Source organism: Azospirillum sp. A23 (genome assembly GCF_042938965.1).
GTDB lineage: Bacteria > Pseudomonadota > Alphaproteobacteria > Azospirillales > Azospirillaceae > Azospirillum > Azospirillum melinis.
In genome coordinates this window covers 801,889-819,216 of record NZ_CP170666.1, presented here as the reverse complement: position 1 = coordinate 819,216, position 17,328 = coordinate 801,889, and the positions used below count along the sequence as shown (strand labels likewise).

16 protein-coding genes are annotated in these 17,328 nt (G+C 67.2%); 6 read left to right on the top strand and 10 right to left on the bottom strand.

The genetic code is table 11. The features are described from left to right. Nucleotides 1-16 precede the first annotated feature (16 nt). From ABNQ40_RS12575 to ABNQ40_RS12565, 3 genes are read right to left on the bottom strand one after another with little or no spacing between them, the layout of a single operon-like run. Nucleotides 17-664, bottom strand: a complete 648-nt coding sequence (locus ABNQ40_RS12575) for a malonic semialdehyde reductase (RefSeq protein WP_109051654.1) — start codon at nt 662-664, stop codon at nt 17-19. Between the two features lie 27 nt (nt 665-691). Then, nucleotides 692-2,026, bottom strand: coding sequence for a phenylacetate--CoA ligase family protein (locus ABNQ40_RS12570; protein ID WP_391346709.1), 1,335 nt, complete (start codon nt 2,024-2,026; stop codon nt 692-694). A 43-nt stretch (nt 2,027-2,069) separates the two neighbouring features. Then, entirely contained in the window at nt 2,070-2,279 is a 210-nt protein-coding gene (locus ABNQ40_RS12565) for a hypothetical protein (RefSeq protein ID WP_109051652.1), read from the bottom strand. Nucleotides 2,280-2,667: 388 nt separating this feature from the next. Here ABNQ40_RS12565 and tauA point away from each other — a divergent pair, with 388 nt between their 5' ends. The 4 genes from tauA to tauD are packed head-to-tail and all read left to right on the top strand — an operon-like array spanning nt 2,668 to nt 6,269. Continuing rightward, on the top strand, nt 2,668-3,684 hold the full coding sequence (gene tauA, locus ABNQ40_RS12560; protein WP_109051651.1) for a taurine ABC transporter substrate-binding protein: 1,017 nt from the start codon (nt 2,668-2,670) through the stop codon (nt 3,682-3,684). 25 nt (nt 3,685-3,709) lie between these two features. Beyond that, nucleotides 3,710-4,513, top strand: coding sequence for a taurine ABC transporter ATP-binding protein (locus tag ABNQ40_RS12555; protein WP_109051650.1), 804 nt, complete (start codon nt 3,710-3,712; stop codon nt 4,511-4,513). Further along, nucleotides 4,510-5,361, top strand: coding sequence for an ABC transporter permease subunit (locus tag ABNQ40_RS12550; protein ID WP_109051649.1), 852 nt, complete (start codon nt 4,510-4,512; stop codon nt 5,359-5,361). The genes ABNQ40_RS12555 and ABNQ40_RS12550 overlap by 4 nt, the downstream gene beginning before the upstream one ends. A 56-nt stretch (nt 5,362-5,417) precedes the next feature. Continuing rightward, nucleotides 5,418-6,269: a taurine dioxygenase gene (gene tauD / locus ABNQ40_RS12545; protein WP_109051648.1), complete on the top strand. Its 852-nt coding sequence runs from the start codon at nt 5,418-5,420 to the stop codon at nt 6,267-6,269. A gap of 51 nt (nt 6,270-6,320) precedes the next feature. Here the strand turns inward: tauD and ABNQ40_RS12540 are convergent, their stop codons facing one another. Together ABNQ40_RS12540 and ABNQ40_RS12535 are read right to left on the bottom strand one after the other, a co-directional pair. Continuing rightward, on the bottom strand, nt 6,321-8,669 hold the full coding sequence (locus tag ABNQ40_RS12540; RefSeq protein WP_109051647.1) for an Orn/Lys/Arg decarboxylase N-terminal domain-containing protein: 2,349 nt from the start codon (nt 8,667-8,669) through the stop codon (nt 6,321-6,323). Between the two features lie 26 nt (nt 8,670-8,695). Continuing rightward, entirely contained in the window at nt 8,696-9,352 is a 657-nt protein-coding gene (locus ABNQ40_RS12535; RefSeq protein ID WP_282187223.1) for a GNAT family N-acetyltransferase, read from the bottom strand. 189 nt (nt 9,353-9,541) lie between these two features. On the opposite strand from ABNQ40_RS12535, the gene ABNQ40_RS12530 reads away from it, so the two are divergent. Both ABNQ40_RS12530 and ABNQ40_RS12525 read left to right on the top strand, forming a co-directional pair. Beyond that, entirely contained in the window at nt 9,542-10,552 is a 1,011-nt protein-coding gene (locus tag ABNQ40_RS12530; RefSeq protein WP_109051646.1) for a CorA family divalent cation transporter, read from the top strand. Nucleotides 10,553-10,678: 126 nt separating this feature from the next. Then, nucleotides 10,679-11,689 (top strand): C-terminal binding protein, encoded by a 1,011-nt coding sequence (locus tag ABNQ40_RS12525; RefSeq protein ID WP_247880027.1) that lies wholly within the window; start codon nt 10,679-10,681, stop codon nt 11,687-11,689. Between the two features lie 48 nt (nt 11,690-11,737). Here ABNQ40_RS12525 and ABNQ40_RS12520 read toward each other — a convergent pair whose 3' ends face one another. Genes ABNQ40_RS12520 through ABNQ40_RS12500 form a run of 5 tightly spaced genes read right to left on the bottom strand, consistent with a single transcriptional unit; the run spans nt 11,738 to nt 16,872 of the window. Further along, nucleotides 11,738-12,802 (bottom strand): malate/lactate/ureidoglycolate dehydrogenase, encoded by a 1,065-nt coding sequence (locus ABNQ40_RS12520; RefSeq protein ID WP_109051644.1) that lies wholly within the window; start codon nt 12,800-12,802, stop codon nt 11,738-11,740. Further along, nucleotides 12,799-14,079 carry a threonine synthase gene (locus tag ABNQ40_RS12515; protein ID WP_247880026.1) on the bottom strand — a complete coding sequence of 427 codons (1,281 nt, stop codon included), beginning with the start codon at nt 14,077-14,079 and terminating at the stop codon, nt 12,799-12,801. Before ABNQ40_RS12515 ends, ABNQ40_RS12520 begins: the two co-directional genes overlap by 4 nt. Then, complete coding sequence (locus ABNQ40_RS12510) at nt 14,080-14,991, bottom strand: ABC transporter permease (RefSeq protein WP_109051643.1); 912 nt, start codon at nt 14,989-14,991, stop codon at nt 14,080-14,082. Further along, nucleotides 14,988-15,836, bottom strand: a complete 849-nt coding sequence (locus ABNQ40_RS12505) for an ABC transporter ATP-binding protein (RefSeq protein WP_109051642.1) — start codon at nt 15,834-15,836, stop codon at nt 14,988-14,990. Before ABNQ40_RS12505 ends, ABNQ40_RS12510 begins: the two co-directional genes overlap by 4 nt. Nucleotides 15,837-15,840: 4 nt before the next feature. Next, nucleotides 15,841-16,872 carry an ABC transporter substrate-binding protein gene (locus ABNQ40_RS12500; RefSeq protein WP_109051641.1) on the bottom strand — a complete coding sequence of 344 codons (1,032 nt, stop codon included), beginning with the start codon at nt 16,870-16,872 and terminating at the stop codon, nt 15,841-15,843. Between the last annotated feature and the right edge of the window lie 456 nt (nt 16,873-17,328).

The window sequence follows — 17,328 nt, the reverse complement described above, 5'->3', positions numbered from 1 at the left end:
CGCTACGGCGTTGGGCTCAAAGGATCACCACCGCCTTCGCCGCGTCCAGCCGCGGGGCGCGCGGGCGCGACGGCGGGCCGTCGGCATGGCCCAGCGCCACCAGCAGGTTGGTGCGCAGCCGGCCGTCGGCGAAGAACTCCGCATCGACCGCTTCGGCATCGAAGCCGGACATCGGCCCGGCATTCAGACCCAGCAGACGGGCGGCCAGGATCAGGTAACCGGCCTGGAGGCTGCCGTTGCGGAAGGCCGTGGTCTCGGCCAGCGACGGCTCGTCGACGAACATCGGCGAGGGGTCGTAATGCGGGCTCAGCAGCGGCAGATGTTCGAAGAAGCGGCGGTCATAGGCGACGATGGCGATGGCGCCGGCCGCCAGCTTGGACTGGTTGCCGCGGCTCAATGCCGGCCGCAGCCGCTCCTTCGCCTCCGGCGTGGTCAGGAAGACGAAGCGCGCCGGGCTGCCGTTGAAGGCGGTTGGCGCCAGCCGGACCAGATCGTAGAGGCGGTGCAGGGTCTCCACCGGGACCGGCCGGTCGGACCAGCTTTGCGGCGTGCGGGCGTTGAGGAACAGGCGGTCAGCCGCCAAAGCAATGTGTTCGGGCGCAATGTGTTCGGGCGCGAGGTCGTCGGGCAGCTGTTCGGTGGCGGGAAGATGGGTGTCCGGCATGGGAGCGGGCTCCGTCAGGGGATTGGGTCACGACCAGACGTGCTGGCGGCGGTCGTCGATTTGCTTGGCCTTGTGGACGGCACGGGGCAGCGTGCCGGGGGCGAGCAGGGCGACCTCCGCCCCGACGCCGGTGGCGGCCTTCAACTGGCGGCGCAGCCGGCCCCGCAGCTCTTCCAGATCGCCGTTGAAGCCCTGGGTGTGTTCCGCCTCGACCGTCAAGCGGTCCAACCGCTCGACCCGGTCGAGCACCAGCCGATATTCGCCGGTCAGCACCGGGTCCTGGCGCACCACCGCCTCCACGTCGCCGGGGAACAGGTTGACACCCTTGACGATCAGCATGTCGTCGAGCCGCCCATGCACGCCCTTCAGCCGCAGGGAGGTGCGGCCGCAACGGCAGGGCTCCGTCGTTACCGACACGATGTCGCCGGTGCGGAAGCGGATGATCGGGCGGGCGCGCTTGCGCAGGGTGGTCAGCACCAGCTCGCCGCGCTCGCCCTCCGCCATCGGTTCGAGGGTTTCGGGGTTCAGCACCTCGACCAGGATATGGTCTTCGGCCCAGTGCAGCCCGTCCTTCTCCACGCACATGCCGGCGCAGGAGCCGAAGATGTCGGACAGGCCGTAATAATCGTAGACCTCCGCCCCCCACAGCGCCTCGATCCGTTCGCGCGTCTCGGGGATCGAGCCGCCGGGCTCGCCCGCCACGAACAGGCGGCGGACGGCGAGGTCGCGGGCGGGGTCGATGCCCTCGCGCTGGGCGGTCTCGCCGAGATGCCAGGCGTAGGACGGCGTCGTCCACAGCGCCGTCGCCCTGAACTGGTTCAGCACCGCCAGCAGCCGTTCCGACGGCAGGGTGCCGGCATGGATGCTGAGCGCACCCAGCTTCTGCGCGCCCAGCACGCAGGGGCCGCCGACGAACAGCGAGAAGTTCAGCGCATGGGCGTAGCGGTCGGCCGGGCGCAGGCCGCTCGACCAGAACTGCCGCGCCTCATAGTCGATCCACTCCTCGAAATCCTTGGCGGTGAAGGGCGAGGCGGTCGGCACCCCGGTCGACCCGCTGGAGGCGGAGATGTAGACGATCTCCCGTTCCGGCACGGCGACCAGATCGCCGAAGGGCGGCACCGCGGTCTGGCGGTCGCGGATGGTCGCCTTGTCCAGGAAGGGGAAACGCCGCAGGTCGTCCAGCGTGTGCAGGTCTCCCGGCGACACCCCCTGCGCGTCGAAGGCGGCGCGGTAATAGGGCGAGCCTTCGTAAGCGTGCCGCAGATGGTCCTTCAGCAGGTCGAGCTGCAATTTGCGCCAGTCGGCGCGGCTCTGGGTTTCCAGACCGGGGTGCCAGTATGCGTCATGGTCCTGAACCGCCACTTTTTCTTATCCTTCGAGAGTTTGGAAGCGGCCGGCAGCCCGATCAGGCCAGCGCCGCCAGCGATGCCAGGAGAATGGCCGAGACGATGCCGAGGCCGAGGGGAAGCAGGCCGCGGTCCGGAAGCTCATCGCCGCGGATCCCTTCCGCCGGGTCTACAATCTGCCCGTCGGGCGGCAGGAGCGGCAGAACCAGCGTGCCCGAGGGGCAGAGGGACGCCATCACCATCCGGTCGAAATCGCTCAAACCCTGCATGGGGGAACTCCTTGTCAGGTGAGGTGGGGACGTGCTGCTTCCCGCCGGCTGCCCGGATATAACAGTCGGCAGCTGTTTAATTTACAAATTGTCTATAGGAAAATAGGAAAAATCGTCGAGGTCAAGCGCCAGCTTCGTATCGACCGATATTTTCAGCGGAATCGGTACCGCTCTTGGCCAGCCGACGGTGGGAAAAACCAGCGTCCCGGCCGCTCAGGCATGCACCGCCAGCACTATTAAACAAATAAATTTTGTATTTATAAACTATTTCCCTGTAGAGATGTAGATTTTATGGTGACAACGGCGCGAGCGTCGCCTTAAGGTTCACGGACATTCGGATTTCCGGCGCTCGCAGGCCGGCATTCACACCGTGACGGGGGAAACGACGATGAAGCCCATTCTGCCCACCCTCCTCTCTGCCGCGCTGGCGGCGGTCGTTCCCTTTGCCGCCTCCACCATCGCCGAAGCCGCGTCCGGCAAGGTCGTGGTCGGCTATCAGACCGATGCGCTGCCCTCCTCGGTCGCCATTGCCAACGGCGATTTCGCCAAGGCGACCGGCACCGAGATCGACTTCCGCAAATTCAATTCGGGTGCTGAGATCTTCGCCGCCATCGCCTCGGGCGACGTGCAGGTCGGCTATGTCGGCTCCAGCCCCTTCGCCGCCGCGGTCAGCCGCGGGCTCGACGTGAAGGCCTTCCACCTCGCGACCATCTCCGGCACCGACGAGGCGCTGGTGGTGCGCAACGGCTCCGGCATCGAAAAGCCGTCGGACCTGAAGGGGAAGAAGCTGGCCGCCGCCCCGGTCTCCACCGACCATTACCAGCTGCTCGCCGTGTTGAAGCAGGAGAAGCTGACGGAACGCGACGCCCAGGTCTTCGCCATCCCGCAGCCGGACATCGTCGCCGCCTGGAACCGCGGCGATCTGGACGGCGCCTTCGTCTGGGATCCCGCCCTGACCGAGCTGAAGAAGACCGGCAAGGTGCTGCTGACCTCACGCGAGGTGGCCGACCGCGGCGCCCCGACCTTCAGCGCCTGGGTGGCGACCGCAGCCTTCGCCAAGGAGAATCCCGCCTTCCTCAAGAGCTTTGCCGGCACCGTTGAGCGCTACAGCGCCTCCTTCCGCAACGACAAAGCGGCCTGGGGGCCGGATTCTGAGAATGCGAAGACGCTGGCCAAGCTGCTGGGCGGCACGCCCTCCGATCAGGCGTCGGCGCTGACCAACCTGTCGCTGGTTCCGGCGGAGGTGCAGGCTTCCACCGCCTGGCTGGCCGGCGGCGAGGGAAGCGGTGCGGGCAAGATCCTCAAGGATACGGCGGAGTTCCTGAAGGAGCAGAAGAAGATCACCACCGTGCTGCCCAGCTACGGCGGCTTCGTCACCGCCGATTACGTCAAGGAAATCCGCTAAACCAGCCGCCGACGGGAGAGCGCCCATGCTCCAGGTCCGCAACGCCAGCGTCTTCTTCTCCGCCCGCGACGGCCGGGTGGTGCATGCGCTGGACCGCGCGTCGCTCGACATCGACGCCAACAGCATCGTCGTGGCGCTGGGGGCTTCGGGCTGCGGGAAATCGACGCTGCTGAACGCCATCGCCGGCTTCCTGCCCCTGTCGGAGGGATCGATCACGCTGGACGGCCAGCCGGTCGCCAGCCCCGGCGCCGACCGTGGCGTGGTGTTCCAGAAGGACACGCTGCTGCCCTGGAGCAGCGTCGCCGACAATGTGGCGCTCGGCCTGCGCTTCGCTGGGGTTCCCGCCAAAGAGCGGCGCGAGCGGGCGGAGGAGCTGCTGGGGCTGGTCGGGCTGGAAAGCTTCGCCGACGCTTTCCCGCACGAGCTGTCGGGCGGCATGCGCCAGCGCGTCGGCATCGCCCGCGCGCTGGCGACCGACCCGAAGATCCTGCTGATGGACGAGCCGTTCGGCGCGCTCGACAGCCTGACCCGCGAACAGATGCAGGAACTGTTGATCGACGTCTGGGCGCGCACCGGCAAGCGCATCTTCTTCATCACCCATTCCATCGAGGAGGCGCTGTTCCTCGGCACCACGGTGGTGGTGATGTCGCCGCGGCCCGGCCGGATCGTCGCCCGTTTCGATCTGGATTTCGTCCGCCGCTTCGCCGCCGAGCGCGATGTGCGCGCCATCCTGTCGGCGCCGGAGTTCGCCGATCTCTACGACGAGATCCGGTCCCTGGTGCATCGCCCGCATGCCGAGGCGGAGTCCCGCCGGACGGTGCTGCAATGACCGACATTGCCCGTCCCGGCGACCAAGTCATCGGCCCCGCTGACCGGCCGAAGATCGTTCGGCTCCACCCTTTCGGGCTGGACGGCGCTCGCACCGGCCCGATCAGCCTCGCCACCGCCCTGCTGCTGCTGGCGGCTTGGTTCCTCGTGACCCATTACCGGCTGGTGCCGCCGCTGTTCCTGCCGACCCCGCAGGAGGTGGCGACCCAGTTCCTGGCGATCTTCGAGGACGGCTATGCCGGCGCCACCCTGTGGGAGCATGTGTCGGCCAGCCTGTTCCGCATCTTCTCCGCCGCCGTCATCGCCGCCTCGCTCGGCATTCCGCTGGGGCTGGCGATGGGATTGAACCGCTGGGCCAAAGGGGTTTTCGACACGCCCATCGAGTTCTACTGGCCGCTGCCGCCACTGGCCTATCTGCCGCTGATGATCATCTGGCTCGGCATCGGCGAGGTGTCGAAGATCGTCCTGCTGACGCTGGCGATGTTCGCGCCGGTCTGCCTGTCGGCGCAGGCCGGGGTGCGGGCGCTGCCGATCGAACGGGTGAACGCCGCCCTGTCGCTGGGCGCCAGCCGCTGGCAGCTGTTCCGCACCATCGTCCTGCCCAGCGCCCTGCCGGAGATCCTGACCGGCCTTCGCATCGGCATCGGTGTCGGCTGGAGCACGCTGGTCGCGGCGGAACTGATCGCCGCCACCCGCGGCATCGGCTTCATGATCATGTCCGCCTCGCATTTCCTTGCCACCGACGTGGTCTTCGTCGGCATCGGCATCATCGCGGTCTTCGCCTTCGCCTTTTCCTACGGAATGCGCCTGCTGGAAGCGTGGCTGGTGCCGTGGAAGGGCAAGTCCTGAGGACGGCAGACCGCCGGAATTCATAAACCGCCGTACAATAAGATTGGGGAACCGCCATGCCAGACATCGCCTTGTCCGCCCTGACCGTCACGCCCGTCAGCCCCGCCATCGGCGCGCGGGTGGAGGGGATCGACCTCTCCCGCCCGCTGTCGGACAGCGAAGCGGCGGCGCTGGAGCGGGCGCTGGTCGCCCATCAGGTGCTGTTCTTCGAAAACCAGCCGCTGACGCCGCAGGCGCAGCGCGACTTCGCCGCCCGCTTCGGCCAGCTGCATGTCCATCCGATCTATCCGAAGGTGCCGGAGCAGCCGGAGATCATGGTGCTGGACACCGGACCGCACAACCCGACCGACAACGATGTCTGGCACACCGACGTTACCTGCATCGAAACGCCGCCGGCCATCGTCGCCCTGTCCGGCAAGCTGATCCCGCCCATCGGCGGCGACACGGTGTGGGCCAGCAACATCGCCGCCTACAACGGCCTGTCGGAGCCGATCCGCCGCCTGCTGGAGCCGCTGAAGGCGCTGCACGACTTCACCCGCTCCTTCCCGGAATGGCGGCACAACGGCGATCCCGAGACCCATGCCCGCTGGAAGACGGCGCGCGACAAGCACCCGGCCGTGGTGCATCCGGTCATCCGCACCCATCCGGTCAGCGGCGCCAAGGCCCTGTTCGTGAACGAGAACTTCACGTCCCGCATCGTCGGGCTGAGCGACCGGGAGAGTGCCGCGATCCTGGAGTTCCTGTACGACCACATCAGCCGCCCGGAATTCACCGTGCGCTGGCGCTGGAAGGCGGACGATCTGGTGCTGTGGGACAACCGGTCGACCCAGCATTATGCGGTGAACGACTATTCGCCGCACCGGCGCATCATGCACCGCGCCACCGTGCTGGGCGACCGGCCCTATTGAAGATTGGAGAGGAGGCGGGTCCAGCCGCCTCCACCATCATCCGGCGCGGGTTCAGTCCGCGCCGGGTTCGCGCACGACATAGGTGTAGAAGCGGATCGACCCGTCGGGTTCCGTCTCGCGGTACAGGCCCTGGATCTCGTTGTCGAAGCCGGGGAAGCGGTTGGCGCCTTCCTGGAAGACCTGGAGATATTCGATCATAGGCCGGGCATGGTCGTCCAGCCGCTCGCCCGGCACGATGGTGGCGATGCCCGGCGGGTAGACGACCCACAGGGTGGTGGCGATCCGTCCGGCGATGCGGTCGATGGGCAGGTAATCCACGTCGTTGCGCACCAGATGCCGGACCGCTTCGCGTGGCGGCATCACCATGGCAGGCAGATGGTCGGGGCGGAACATGCGGCGCTGCAGGTCGTTGGTGCCGCGCTCGCGGTAATAGGCGTGCATCTCCGCGCACAGGTCGCGCAGCCGGCGGCCGGTGTAGCGGGCCGGGCGGCGGGCGACGAATTCCGGGATCACGTCCTCCAGCAGCGCATTGTCGTCGTGCAGCCGCTTGAACGCCACCAGGGCGCTCAGCAGCGTGCCGGCCTTGCTCGATTCCACACCGGGCGTCAGCAGGAAGAGGATCGAGTTGAGGTCGTTCTTCTCCGGAACGATGCGGTTCTCGCGCAGATACTGCGCCACCACCGGGGCCGGGATGCCGTGGTCCTCATAGGCCCCGGTGCGGCGGTCGAAGCCGGGGGTGAGCAGGGTCAGCTTGTTGGGGTCGGTCATCGCATAGCCGGCCGCCACATGGCGGAAGCCGTGCCAGTCGGCCCCCGGCACGAATTCCCAATGCCGCACATCGGAGGCCAGCGCGTCGGTCGGCACGTCCTCCCACGCGGAGGTGGTACCGCTGACCTCGACCCTGTCGGGCACGAAGGGGTCGAAGAACCAGCGGCGCGCCGGGTCGCTCTCGCGCTCGTCGAACTCGCGGCGGATGGCGCGCAGCTTCTTGCGCAGCTCGATGCCGAGCCGGATCGTGTCGTCCCACAGCACCTCGCCGGACTTACCCTTCATCATCTGCGCGCCAACATCGAGCGAGGCGAACAGCGGGTAGAAGGGCGAGGTCGAGGCGTGCAGCAGGAAGGTCTCGTTGAAGCGGCGATGCTCCACCCGGCGGCGCTGGCCCTTGATGTGGCTGTCCTTCACATGGATCTGCGAGGCCTGAGAGAAGCTCGCCAGCTGCTTGTGGGTCGATTGGGTGGCGATGATGCCGGGGTGGCCGTCATGCAGGCTGTCCAGCCCCATGGCGAAGCGGCCCTTGAACAGCGGGTGGAACTTCAGGAAGCCGGCCCACGCCTCGTCGAAGAGGATGTAGTCGCAGAGATGGCCGATCTTCGCCAGGATGGTCTCGGCGCTGTAGATGGTGCCGTCGTAGCTGCATTGCTGGATCACCGCGGCGCGGAACGGCCGCTCACGCTTCCAGGCGTCCGGGTCCTTGACCAGGGGATTCTTGCGGATCTTCTCGCGGATGCGTTCCTCGTCCAGCGCCTCGTGGTCGATGGGACCGATCAGGCCGTAGGGGTTGCGGTCGGTCTCCAGGAAGATCGGGATGCCGCCGCCGAGGAACAGCCCGCCATGGTGGGCGGCCTTGTGGTTGTTGCGGTCGAAGAGGACGAGGTCGTCCTCCGCCACCAGCGCCGACAGAACGATCTTGTTGGAGGCGGAGGTGCCGTTCAGCACGAAGTAAGTGCGCTCGGCCCCGAAGATCTTGGCGGCTTCCTTCTGCGCCTTCAGCGCCGGCCCCTCATGGACCAGCAGGTCGCCCATCTCCAGCACCGAATTGTCGATGTCGTCGCGGAACACCGCCTCGCCCAGATGCTCGACGAAGATGCGGCCGATGGGGCTGCGGCTGTAGAAGATGCCGCCATTGTGGCCGGGGCAGGTCCACAGCTGGTTGCCTTCCTCGGCATAATCCACCAGTTCGCCGAAGAAGGGCGTCTTCAGCGTCTCGGCATACTGCTTGAGGCGGGAGACGAGGTTCTTGGCAATGAATTCCGGCGTTTCCTCGGCCAGGAAGACGTAGCCGTCGACTTGGTTCAGCACATCGACCGGGATGTTCTCCAGCCGCTGGCGGCGGACCAGCAGGATGATCGGCATCTCCAGCCCGCGCTTGCGCGCCAGCGCGATCAGCGAGGCCGGCTTGCCCTCCAGCCCGCGCTTGCCCCAATCGACGATCATGCAGCCGATGGCGGCGTCGGTGCGGATCGCCAGCTCGGCATCCTCGACGCGGCGCGTCCGCACCACCTCGAAGCCGATGCGCTCGACCTCGGCGACGATCTGCTGCACGCGCACGCCCTCCAGCTCGTCGGCATCGAAGGCCGGGGCGCAGACGAGGAAGGAGAAGCGTCGAAAGAAATCCATGGGGAACTCCGGGGGATGGAAGGCTGTCAGTCGCCGGCCTGGACGGTGCCGCCGCGATGGTCGTCGGGCAGCGCGCCGTCGGCCGGGCCGAGCGCGCGCTGGAGGAAGACGCTGTCGGTCCAGCGGCCGAACTTGAAGCCGACTGAGCGCAGAACGCCGACCTGCTCGAAGCCGCAGGACTCATGCAGGCGCAGCGACGGGGCGTTGGCGCTGTCGACCACGGCGACCATCTGCCGGCAGCCGGCGACGGTGCAGGCATCGACCAGCGCCGACAGCAGCCGGCGGCCGATGCCGAGGCCCTGGAAATCCTTGTGGACGTAGATCGAGTGCTCGACCGTGTAGCGATAGGCCGGGCGCTTGCGGAACGGCGCCGCATAGGCGTAGCCGGCGATGGCGCCGTCGAGATCGGCCACCAGATGCGGCAGGCGTCGCTTCAGCATCGCCTTGCGCCGGCGCTTCAGCTCTTCCGGGTGCAGCGGCTCGATGTCGAAGGGGCCGAGGCCGTGCTGGATGTGATAGCCGTAGATCTCCAGCATCGCCGGCACGTCCGCCTCGGTGGATTGGCGGATCACGGGATGCTGCGAGTCGGACCGGAGTCGGCCGACAGGGTCTTGGGTGTGGCGGGCAAAATCGCAGGCGTCCATGTCGTGGGCGCCGGCGGCGGTCTCGGTCCTCACGGTCATGCCCCTGTCGAATGGTGACGCCCGCGCGTTGATGCCGCAAACGCGCGACAGGGTGATGACGGTTTCAAGACGGTCTTGTTGCAGTTGCTCCAGGCGCCCAAGGACGAGGTTGCGCCGCACGTCCGCCGGCGTATCCTGCCCGCCGGCCGGCACCCAGCCGGCGAAGAGGCAATGGAAGGTTCGCCGGGTATGGCAGTGCCAATCAAGCTCGATACCGGGACCGACCTGATCTGCGGTTATTTCCTCACCCCCGATGCGCCGCCGGTGCCGGTGTCCTTCGATGAGATCGACGCAGCGCAGCGGCGCAGCGGCGGCGTGCTGTGGCTGCACTTCAACCTCGCCTCGGCGCGGGCGCGCGACTGGCTGGACCGCAAGAGCGGTCTCGACGAGTTCGCCCGCGAGATCCTGCTGGACGCCAAGGACGACCGGACGCGGCTGGAGCCGTTCGACGACGGCTTCCTCGCCGTGCTGAGCGACATGCATTACGATTTCAAGTTCGAGCCGTCGGACATCGGCACCCTGCGCCTGTTCATGGACGAACGCCGCATCGTCAGCTGCCGGCGGCATCCGCTGAAGGCGATCGACCGCCTGCGCAAGTCCCTGCACGACCAGGGCTGCTACGGCAGCACCGCCGCCCTGATGGCCGAGCTGATCGACATGCTGGCCGACACGCTGGGCGAGGTGGTGACGCGGGCCGAAGCCGATCTGGACAAGGTGGAGGACACCGTGCTGGCCGAACGCTACCAGCTCGCCCGGCAGCGGCTGGGCCAGCTGCGCCAGCTGATCGTCCGGCTGCGCCGCCATGTCTCGCCGCAGCGTGCGGCGCTGGGCCGGCTCGCCACCAGCGGGGTGCCCTGGATCGACGACGACGACCGCGCCCGCCTGGGCCATTCGGTCGAGAAATTCGCCGGGGTGCTCTACGACATCGAGGCGTTGCAGGACCGGGCCAAGGTTTTGCAGGACGAGCTTCTGGCCCGTGTCGCCGACCAGCAGAACCACAGCCTGCATGTGCTGGCGGTGGTGACCGTGATCTTCGCGCCGATGACCCTGATCTCAGGCATCTTCGGCATGAATGTGGCGGGGGTGCCGGGGGTCGGCGCCATCGAGGATCATGTCTCGCCGCACGCCTTCTGGTGGGTGATGCTGTCGATCCTGCTGTCCGGTCTCGCCATGCTGTTCTTCCTGCGCCCGCGCAAGTGAAACCGGAGCCTTGTCCACGTGCGGCTGTTATTTCCTATTGTGCAAAGCGGCAATCGGCTTTGAAAATCCAGTGCGGCATGGGAAAATGACGGACACTTGGTTCGAACGGTGACGGGAGCGATGGGGATGGGGCAGCACAGCACCGGGCGGTTGGTCGTCGGGGTCACCGACCACATGATTCCACCTCCCGATCTGGAGGCCGCCGTGCTGGACGGGTTTGCGGAGGTCGATTTTCTCGACTGCCGGCGGGAGGAGGATCTCGACCTGGACCGCCTCGCCCGCCTGGATGCCCTGCTGGTGTGGAGCACGCGCATCGGTCCGGCCACCGTCGAGCGGTTGAAGCGCTGCCGGATCGTCGTGCGGTTCGGCGTCGGCTATGACCGGGTCGATGTCGCGGCGCTGGAGGCCGCCGGGATTCCCTTCTGCAACAACCCCGATTACGGGACGGAGGAGGTCGCCGACCACGCCGTCGCCATGATCCTGTCGCTGCAACGCCGGCTGTGGGAGCATGATGCCCGCGCCCGCGCCTACACGACGACATGGCAGGCGAACACGCTGACCCCGCTCCACCGGTCCAACGCCGCGACGGTCGGGGTGGTCGGGGTCGGGCGGATCGGCACCGCGGTGGTGAACCGGCTGAAGGGCTTCGGCCACCGCATCCTGGGCTACGATCCGTTCCAGCCGGCCGGGCACGAGAAGGCGGTCGGCTATCGCCGCGTCCGCCGGCTGGAGGAGCTGCTGGCAGAGTCCGACATCGTCACCTTCCACTGCCCGCTGAACGGCGAGACCCGCGGCCTGCTGAACGAGGCCACCCTGGCGGCGATGAAGCCGGGTGCCATTCTGGTCAACACCGCGCGCGGCGAGCTGTTCGCCGGGCTGGATCCGCTGGAGGCGGCCCTGCGCAGCGGCCGGCTCGCCGCCGTCGGGACAGACGTGTTGCCGGTCGAGCCGCCGGCCCCCCACCCGCTGCTGGACGCATGGCGGGCGCGGGAGGACTGGCTTGCCGGGCGGCTGGTGGTGACGCCGCACAATGCCTTCCACTCTGATCAGGCGGCGGTGGAGATGCGGCGCAACGCGGCGGAGACGGTGCGGCTGTTCCTGGAGGACGGGATCTTGCGGAACCGGATCACCGCCTGAGCGGGCGGGGCGGAGCAGGCGATGGGGCGGAGCGGAACTCCGCCCCGTTCAGCCCTCCAGCAACCCCTGCACATCCAACCCGAGCCCGCCGCCGATGCGGTGCAGTGCCGCGACCGTGTCGGGGTCGAGCGCGATGCCGCGGTCCATGGCGGCCATGCGGTGCAGCGCCTCCGGCTCGCCGGGGATGCTGACGCCGTCGCTGCCGGGGGCGGCGGGCGTGTCGGCGACATGGTCGAGCACGGCGTCGGTCAGGGTCTGCCATTCCGGGCCGGCGACCCGGTTGGGGTCGATGACGAAGGCCAGCGCGTTGTTGACCACCCGGCCCGGCCGCAGGTTTTCCGGCAAAGCGGGCAGGCCGCCGGCCAGGGCACCCGCCAGGATTTCACAGGCCAGTGCCAGACCGTAGCCCTTGTGGCCGCCGAAGGGCAGGATGGCACCGGTCGGCTCGGTGAACATCACGGCCGGATCGCGCGTCGGCCGTCCGTCCGGGTCGAGCAGCAGGCCGTCCTCCACCTCCTTGCCCAGAGAGGCGGCGACCCGGCATTTGTTGGCGGCGATGGCGCTGGTGGCGAAATCGAGCAGGAAGGGGGCGAATCCCGGCGTGCCGGGAACGGCGATGCAGACCGGATTGGTGCCCAGCCGGGGCCGGCCGCCGCCATGCGGAGCCGCCAGCGGCCGGCTGACCACATTGACGAAGAACAGGCCGATCAGCCCGGCGGCGATGCACTGCTCGCCATAGGAGCCGACACGGCCGATATGGTGGGCGTTGCGCAGTGCCAGAATGCAGGCGCCGCCGGCCCTGGCCCGCTCGATGGCAAGGTCGGTCGCCTCCTGCGCGATCACCTGCCCATAGCCGACATCGCCGTCCACCACCAGAAAGGGAGCCTCGTCGCGGACGATGCGGGCATGGCGGTTGGGCTGGAGATGGCCAAGCTCCAGGCTGCGGGCATAGACGGCGATCTGGCAGACGCCGTGGCTGGCATGGCCGCGGGCGTCAGCCTCCACCAGATTGGCGGCGACGATGGCCGCCTCCTCCGCCGAGCTGCCGCTGCGGCGGAGAATGGCGTCGAGCGTCGCGACCAGCCGGTCCGGGCGGTAGCGGACCCCGCTCATCGTCCGCTGTCCTGAAAGAGCGAATAGTCGATGGGCCGGGTGCGGTCGAGCGTGCGGTGCACCGGCGGCAGCGGGTATTTCAGGCCGGTGGCGCAGTTGAACAGGACGGCGCGCTCCTCCTTGCCGACCCGGCCTTCGGCCAGGGACTGCTTGTAGGCGGCGTAGGTCGCCGCCCCTTCGGGACAGAGCAGGAAGCCTTCCTCCCGCGCCACCTCGTTCAACGCGGCCTGGATGGCGTCGTCGGGCACGGCGATGGCGAAGCCGCCGCTTTCGCGCACGGCGCGCAGGATCAGGAAATCGCCGACCGCCTGCGGCACGCGGATGCCGGACGCGATGGTGTGAGCATCCTCCCAGCGCGGGGCATGTTCCTGCCCCTGTTCCCAGGCGCGGACCATCGGCGCGCAGCCGGCAGCCTGGACCGCCACCATGCGCGGACGCTTCGATCCGATGAAGCCGATGGCCTCCAGCTCGGCGAAGGCCTTCCACATGCCGATCAGGCCGGTGCCGCCGCCGGTGGGATAGAAGATGACGTCCGGCACCTCCCAGCCCAGCTGTTCGGCAAGCTCCAGCCCCATCGTCTTCTTGCCCTCGATCCGGTAGGGCTCCTTCAGGGTGGAGACGTCGAACCAGCCGACCTTCGCTTTGCCCTCGCCGACGATCTTCCCGCAATCGTCGATCAGGCCATTGACGCGGTAGACGGTGGCGCCCTGCAGTTCGATCTCCGACACGTTCACCTCCGGCGTGTCGGCCGGGCAGAAGATGGTGGTGCGGATGCCGGCGCGGGTGGCGTAGGCGGCCAGCGCCGCCCCGGCATTGCCGTTGGTCGGCATCGCCATGTGCGCGATGCCGAAGGCCTTCGCCATCGACACCGCCATCACCAGCCCGCGCGCCTTGAAGGAGCCGGTCGGCAGCCGTCCCTCGTCCTTCACCAGCAGTTCCGCCGCACCCAGCCGCTTCGCCAGCCGGGGAAGCGGGACCAGCGGGGTCACCGCCTCGCCCAGGCTGACGATGTCCTCGACCTTGCGGACGGGCAGAAGCTCGCGGTAGCGCCACAGATCCTGCGGGCGTTCGGACAGCGAGCTTTTGGTCAGCGTCTGCTTCACGCCGTTCAGGTCGTAGCGGACCAGCAGCGGCTTGCCGGCGCGCGACAGGTTGTGGATTGTGTCTGCCTCGTACCGCTCGCCGGTGTAGGCGCAGTCAAGATGGGTGACGAAGGTCGGGCGCTCGACCGTCAGGTTGGAATCGAAGCGCACCGGGTTGATGTCTTGGAAAGCCATTTAGCGGACCATGCCCCATTTGCGGACCGTGTGGATCTCGATCCACCGGAAGACGACGTTCTCGACCAGCAGGCCGATCAGAATGACGGTGACGAGGCCGGCGAAGACCTTGTCGATGTAAAGCTCGTTGCGGTTCTGGAAGATGAACCAGCCGAGCCCGCCCTTGCCGGACGACACGCCGAACACCAGCTCCGCCGCGATCAGCGTCCGCCAGGCGAAGGCCCAGCCGACCTTTAGGCCGGTGAGGATCGCCGGGAAGGCCGCCGGGATCAGCAGCGTGACGACGTAACGAAAGCTCCCCAGTCCGTAGTTCCGCCCGGCCATCCGAAGCGTTTCCGACACCGAGGTGAAGCCGGCATGGGTGTTCAGCGCCAGCGGCCACAGCACGGCATGGACCAGCACGAAGATCAGGCTGACCTCGCCCAACCCGAACCACAGCATGGCGATCGGCAGCAGCGCGATGGCCGGCAGCGGGTTGAACATCGAGGTCAGCGTCGACAGCAGGTCGTTGCCGATGCGGGTGGAGACGGCGACCGTGGTCAGCAGCACGGCCAGCACCACCGCCACCGCATAGCCCTTCAGCAGCACCGCCAGCGAGGTCCAGGCCATCGACAGCAGATTGTCGCGGCGGATGCCGTCCCACAGCGCCGCCGCGGTGTCGGTGAAGGTCGGGAACATCAGCGGGTTGTTCTGCCAGACCGCGGCCGTCTGCCACAGCGCCGCGACCGCCGCCAGGACCAGCAGCCGGCGCAGCGCGGTCACGTTGCCGAGCCGCTCCCACCGGGACAGCGGGCGGGCGACGTCGCCGATGGGGCCGGTGGCGGTGACGGTGCGCTCATATTCCGGGCGCAGCGGCGGTTCGCGCCTGCTATTGGGGGGAAGGGGACGCGGGGAAAAGGACAGGTCGGTCATGCGCTCGGTCCTTTTCCGGTCGATTGGCCGGGGCCTTCGACATCCTCGGCGAACAGCATGGTGTGGATGCGGTTGGCAAGGCTCTGGAACTCGGCGCCGCCGACGGCGCCATGGTCGTAGCCGTCGCAGTTGACCTCCGCCTTCACCTGTCCCGGATGGGGCGACAGCACCAGGATGCGCGAACCGACGACCAGCGCCTCCTCGATGGAATGGGTGACGAACAGCACGGTGAAGCGCAGGTCGTCCCACAGTTGCAGCAGCTCCTCCTGCATCTTGCGCCGGGTCAGCGCGTCGAGCGCCGCGAAGGGCTCGTCCATCAGCAGGATGTCGGGTTCCATCGCCATGGCGCGGGCGATGGCGACGCGCTGCTTCATGCCGCCCGACAGCATGTGCGGGTGGATTTCGGCGAACTTGGTCAGGTTCACCCGGGCGATGCAGTCGAGCGCCTTTTCCTCCGCCTCCCGCCGCCTGGCCTTGCCGCTGGCGAGCAGGGGGAACATGACGTTCTCCTTGACCGTCTTCCAGGGCGGAAGCTGGTCGAATTCCTGGAAAACCATCATGCGGTCGGGGCCGGGCTTCGTCACCGTGCGGCCGTTCAGGCGGATCGCTCCCTCCACCGGCTGGAGGAAGCCGCCGACCGCTTTCAGCAGGGAGGATTTTCCGCAGCCCGACGGTCCCAGCAGGACGTAGCGTTCGGACTGGAACACCTGGAAATCGACGCGGTAGGTGGCGGTGACGAGATGCCGGCGCGTCTTGTATTGCAGGGTGACGCCGGAGACGTCGAGCAGCGGCCGTTCGGACAGGCCGTCGCTGTCGATGCTGTGCGGGTAGGTAAGCGCGTTCATCGCGTCAGCTCCCGGTGCCGTCATGCAGGTCGTCGAAGAAGTAATCCTTCCACGACGCCGGCTTGTTCTTGATCGCGCCGACCTTGTGCATGAAATCGGCGAAGGCCTCCGTCCGGTTGGGCGTGACGGTGAAGCGGATGTCGGGGTCGTTCAGCAGGCGCAGGATGTAGGCCTTGTCCAGGCTGCCCTTGTTCTGGGCCAGATAGGCGTCCGCCGCCGCGTCATGGTTGGCGTTGATCAGATCCATTGCCTCCTTCAGCGCATCGAGGAAAGCCCGGTAGGTCTTCGGGTTCTCGTCGCGGAAGGACTGCTTGCTCCAGATCAGGTTGAAGCTATGCGGGCCGCCCAGCACGTCGTAGGAACTGACGACCTTGTGGATCTTCGGGTCGTCCAGCTGCTGGTACTGGAAGGGCGGGCTGGAAATATGGGCAGTGATGCCGCCGCTGCCCGACAGCAGGGCCGCCGTGGCGTCGGGATGCGGCATCGACACGGTCAGCTTGTCGAGCGCGTCGAATTTGCCGGCGCCAAGCTCCTTCTCCACCGCCATTTGCAGGACACGGGCCTGCACCCCGACCTTCACCGCCGGCAGCGCGATCTTGTCCGCATCGGTGAAGTCCTTCAGCGTTCTGACCTTCGGGTTGTTGGTGGTCAGGAACAGCGGCATGTCGTTCAACGACGCGATGGCCTTGACGTTGGCGTTGCCCTTGGTGCGGTCCCAGATGGTCAGGAGCGGCCCGACCCCGGCGGATCCCAGATCGATGCTGCCGGACAGCAGCGCATCGTTCATCGCCGCGCCGCCGGACAGCTGGACCCAATCCACCGTCACGTCGAGGCCGAGAGCCTTGCCGTGCTTCTCGATCAGCTGGTTGTGGCGCAGCACATGCAGCGGCAGATAGCCCAGGCCGTATTGTTCGGCGATCCGGATGCGCCCTTCGGCAGCCGCGGACGTCGCGATGGCCGACGTCACCAGCAGCCCCATCACCGATGCGGCGACCGCCGCTAAGGCACGGCGGTTGAGGCGTCCTGACTGTCGCATGGCGATGCTCCCCTATCTCCATAAATCTACTAGAAAATATGGGAACATGATTCTGTTGCGTGGTCAACAGTGTAGAAATTTGCCGCGTTTCGACGGGAATAAACATGTCATGAATGGATTTTTCAACGGAGTGTAGTGAGGCTCCGCAATCAGGCGCGCGCCAATAAGGCGCTCAAGGCTCATTTCCGGAAGCACGGCGGGGCGTCGCTGCGAGCAATTTTAGTAAAATTCCCTTAGTACCATTAAGGGAATATCATCTTAGGTAGAGCAGGCCATCGCAGTAGCAATTTATCTTGATTGCAACGCAACCACTTTGCTATTTGGTGGTATTAAAGTTTCATACGCTCGTAATAAGACGTTCCGTGCCGAATAAGCGCGCACAGATCGGGTGAGCGGACAGGCAATCTCTCCGGAGTTGTTCGTTCCCCATGACGTGTCCGCGGATTCGGGCCGGCG

Bases quoted from the DNA above. Each gene is read 5' to 3' on its own strand.
- tauA (WP_109051651.1), top strand. From the start codon at position 2,668: ATGAAGCCCATTCTGCCCACCCTCCTCTCTGCCGCGCTGGCGGCGGTC.
- tauD (WP_109051648.1), top strand. From the start codon at position 5,418: ATGCCAGACATCGCCTTGTCCGCCCTGACCGTCACGCCCGTCAGCCCC.
- ABNQ40_RS12520 (WP_109051644.1), bottom strand. From the start codon at position 12,802: ATGAGCGGGGTCCGCTACCGCCCGGACCGGCTGGTCGCGACGCTCGAC.
- ABNQ40_RS12555 (WP_109051650.1), top strand. From the start codon at position 3,710: ATGCTCCAGGTCCGCAACGCCAGCGTCTTCTTCTCCGCCCGCGACGGC.
- ABNQ40_RS12525 (WP_247880027.1), top strand. From the start codon at position 10,679: ATGGGGCAGCACAGCACCGGGCGGTTGGTCGTCGGGGTCACCGACCAC.
- ABNQ40_RS12540 (WP_109051647.1), bottom strand. From the start codon at position 8,669: ATGGATTTCTTTCGACGCTTCTCCTTCCTCGTCTGCGCCCCGGCCTTC.
- ABNQ40_RS12500 (WP_109051641.1), bottom strand. From the start codon at position 16,872: ATGCGACAGTCAGGACGCCTCAACCGCCGTGCCTTAGCGGCGGTCGCC.
- ABNQ40_RS12565 (WP_109051652.1), bottom strand. From the start codon at position 2,279: ATGCAGGGTTTGAGCGATTTCGACCGGATGGTGATGGCGTCCCTCTGC.
- ABNQ40_RS12550 (WP_109051649.1), top strand. From the start codon at position 4,510: ATGACCGACATTGCCCGTCCCGGCGACCAAGTCATCGGCCCCGCTGAC.
- ABNQ40_RS12505 (WP_109051642.1), bottom strand. From the start codon at position 15,836: ATGAACGCGCTTACCTACCCGCACAGCATCGACAGCGACGGCCTGTCC.
- ABNQ40_RS12535 (WP_282187223.1), bottom strand. From the start codon at position 9,352: ATGACCGTGAGGACCGAGACCGCCGCCGGCGCCCACGACATGGACGCC.
- ABNQ40_RS12515 (WP_247880026.1), bottom strand. From the start codon at position 14,079: ATGGCTTTCCAAGACATCAACCCGGTGCGCTTCGATTCCAACCTGACG.
- ABNQ40_RS12530 (WP_109051646.1), top strand. From the start codon at position 9,542: ATGGCAGTGCCAATCAAGCTCGATACCGGGACCGACCTGATCTGCGGT.
- ABNQ40_RS12575 (WP_109051654.1), bottom strand. From the start codon at position 664: ATGCCGGACACCCATCTTCCCGCCACCGAACAGCTGCCCGACGACCTC.
- ABNQ40_RS12510 (WP_109051643.1), bottom strand. From the start codon at position 14,991: ATGACCGACCTGTCCTTTTCCCCGCGTCCCCTTCCCCCCAATAGCAGG.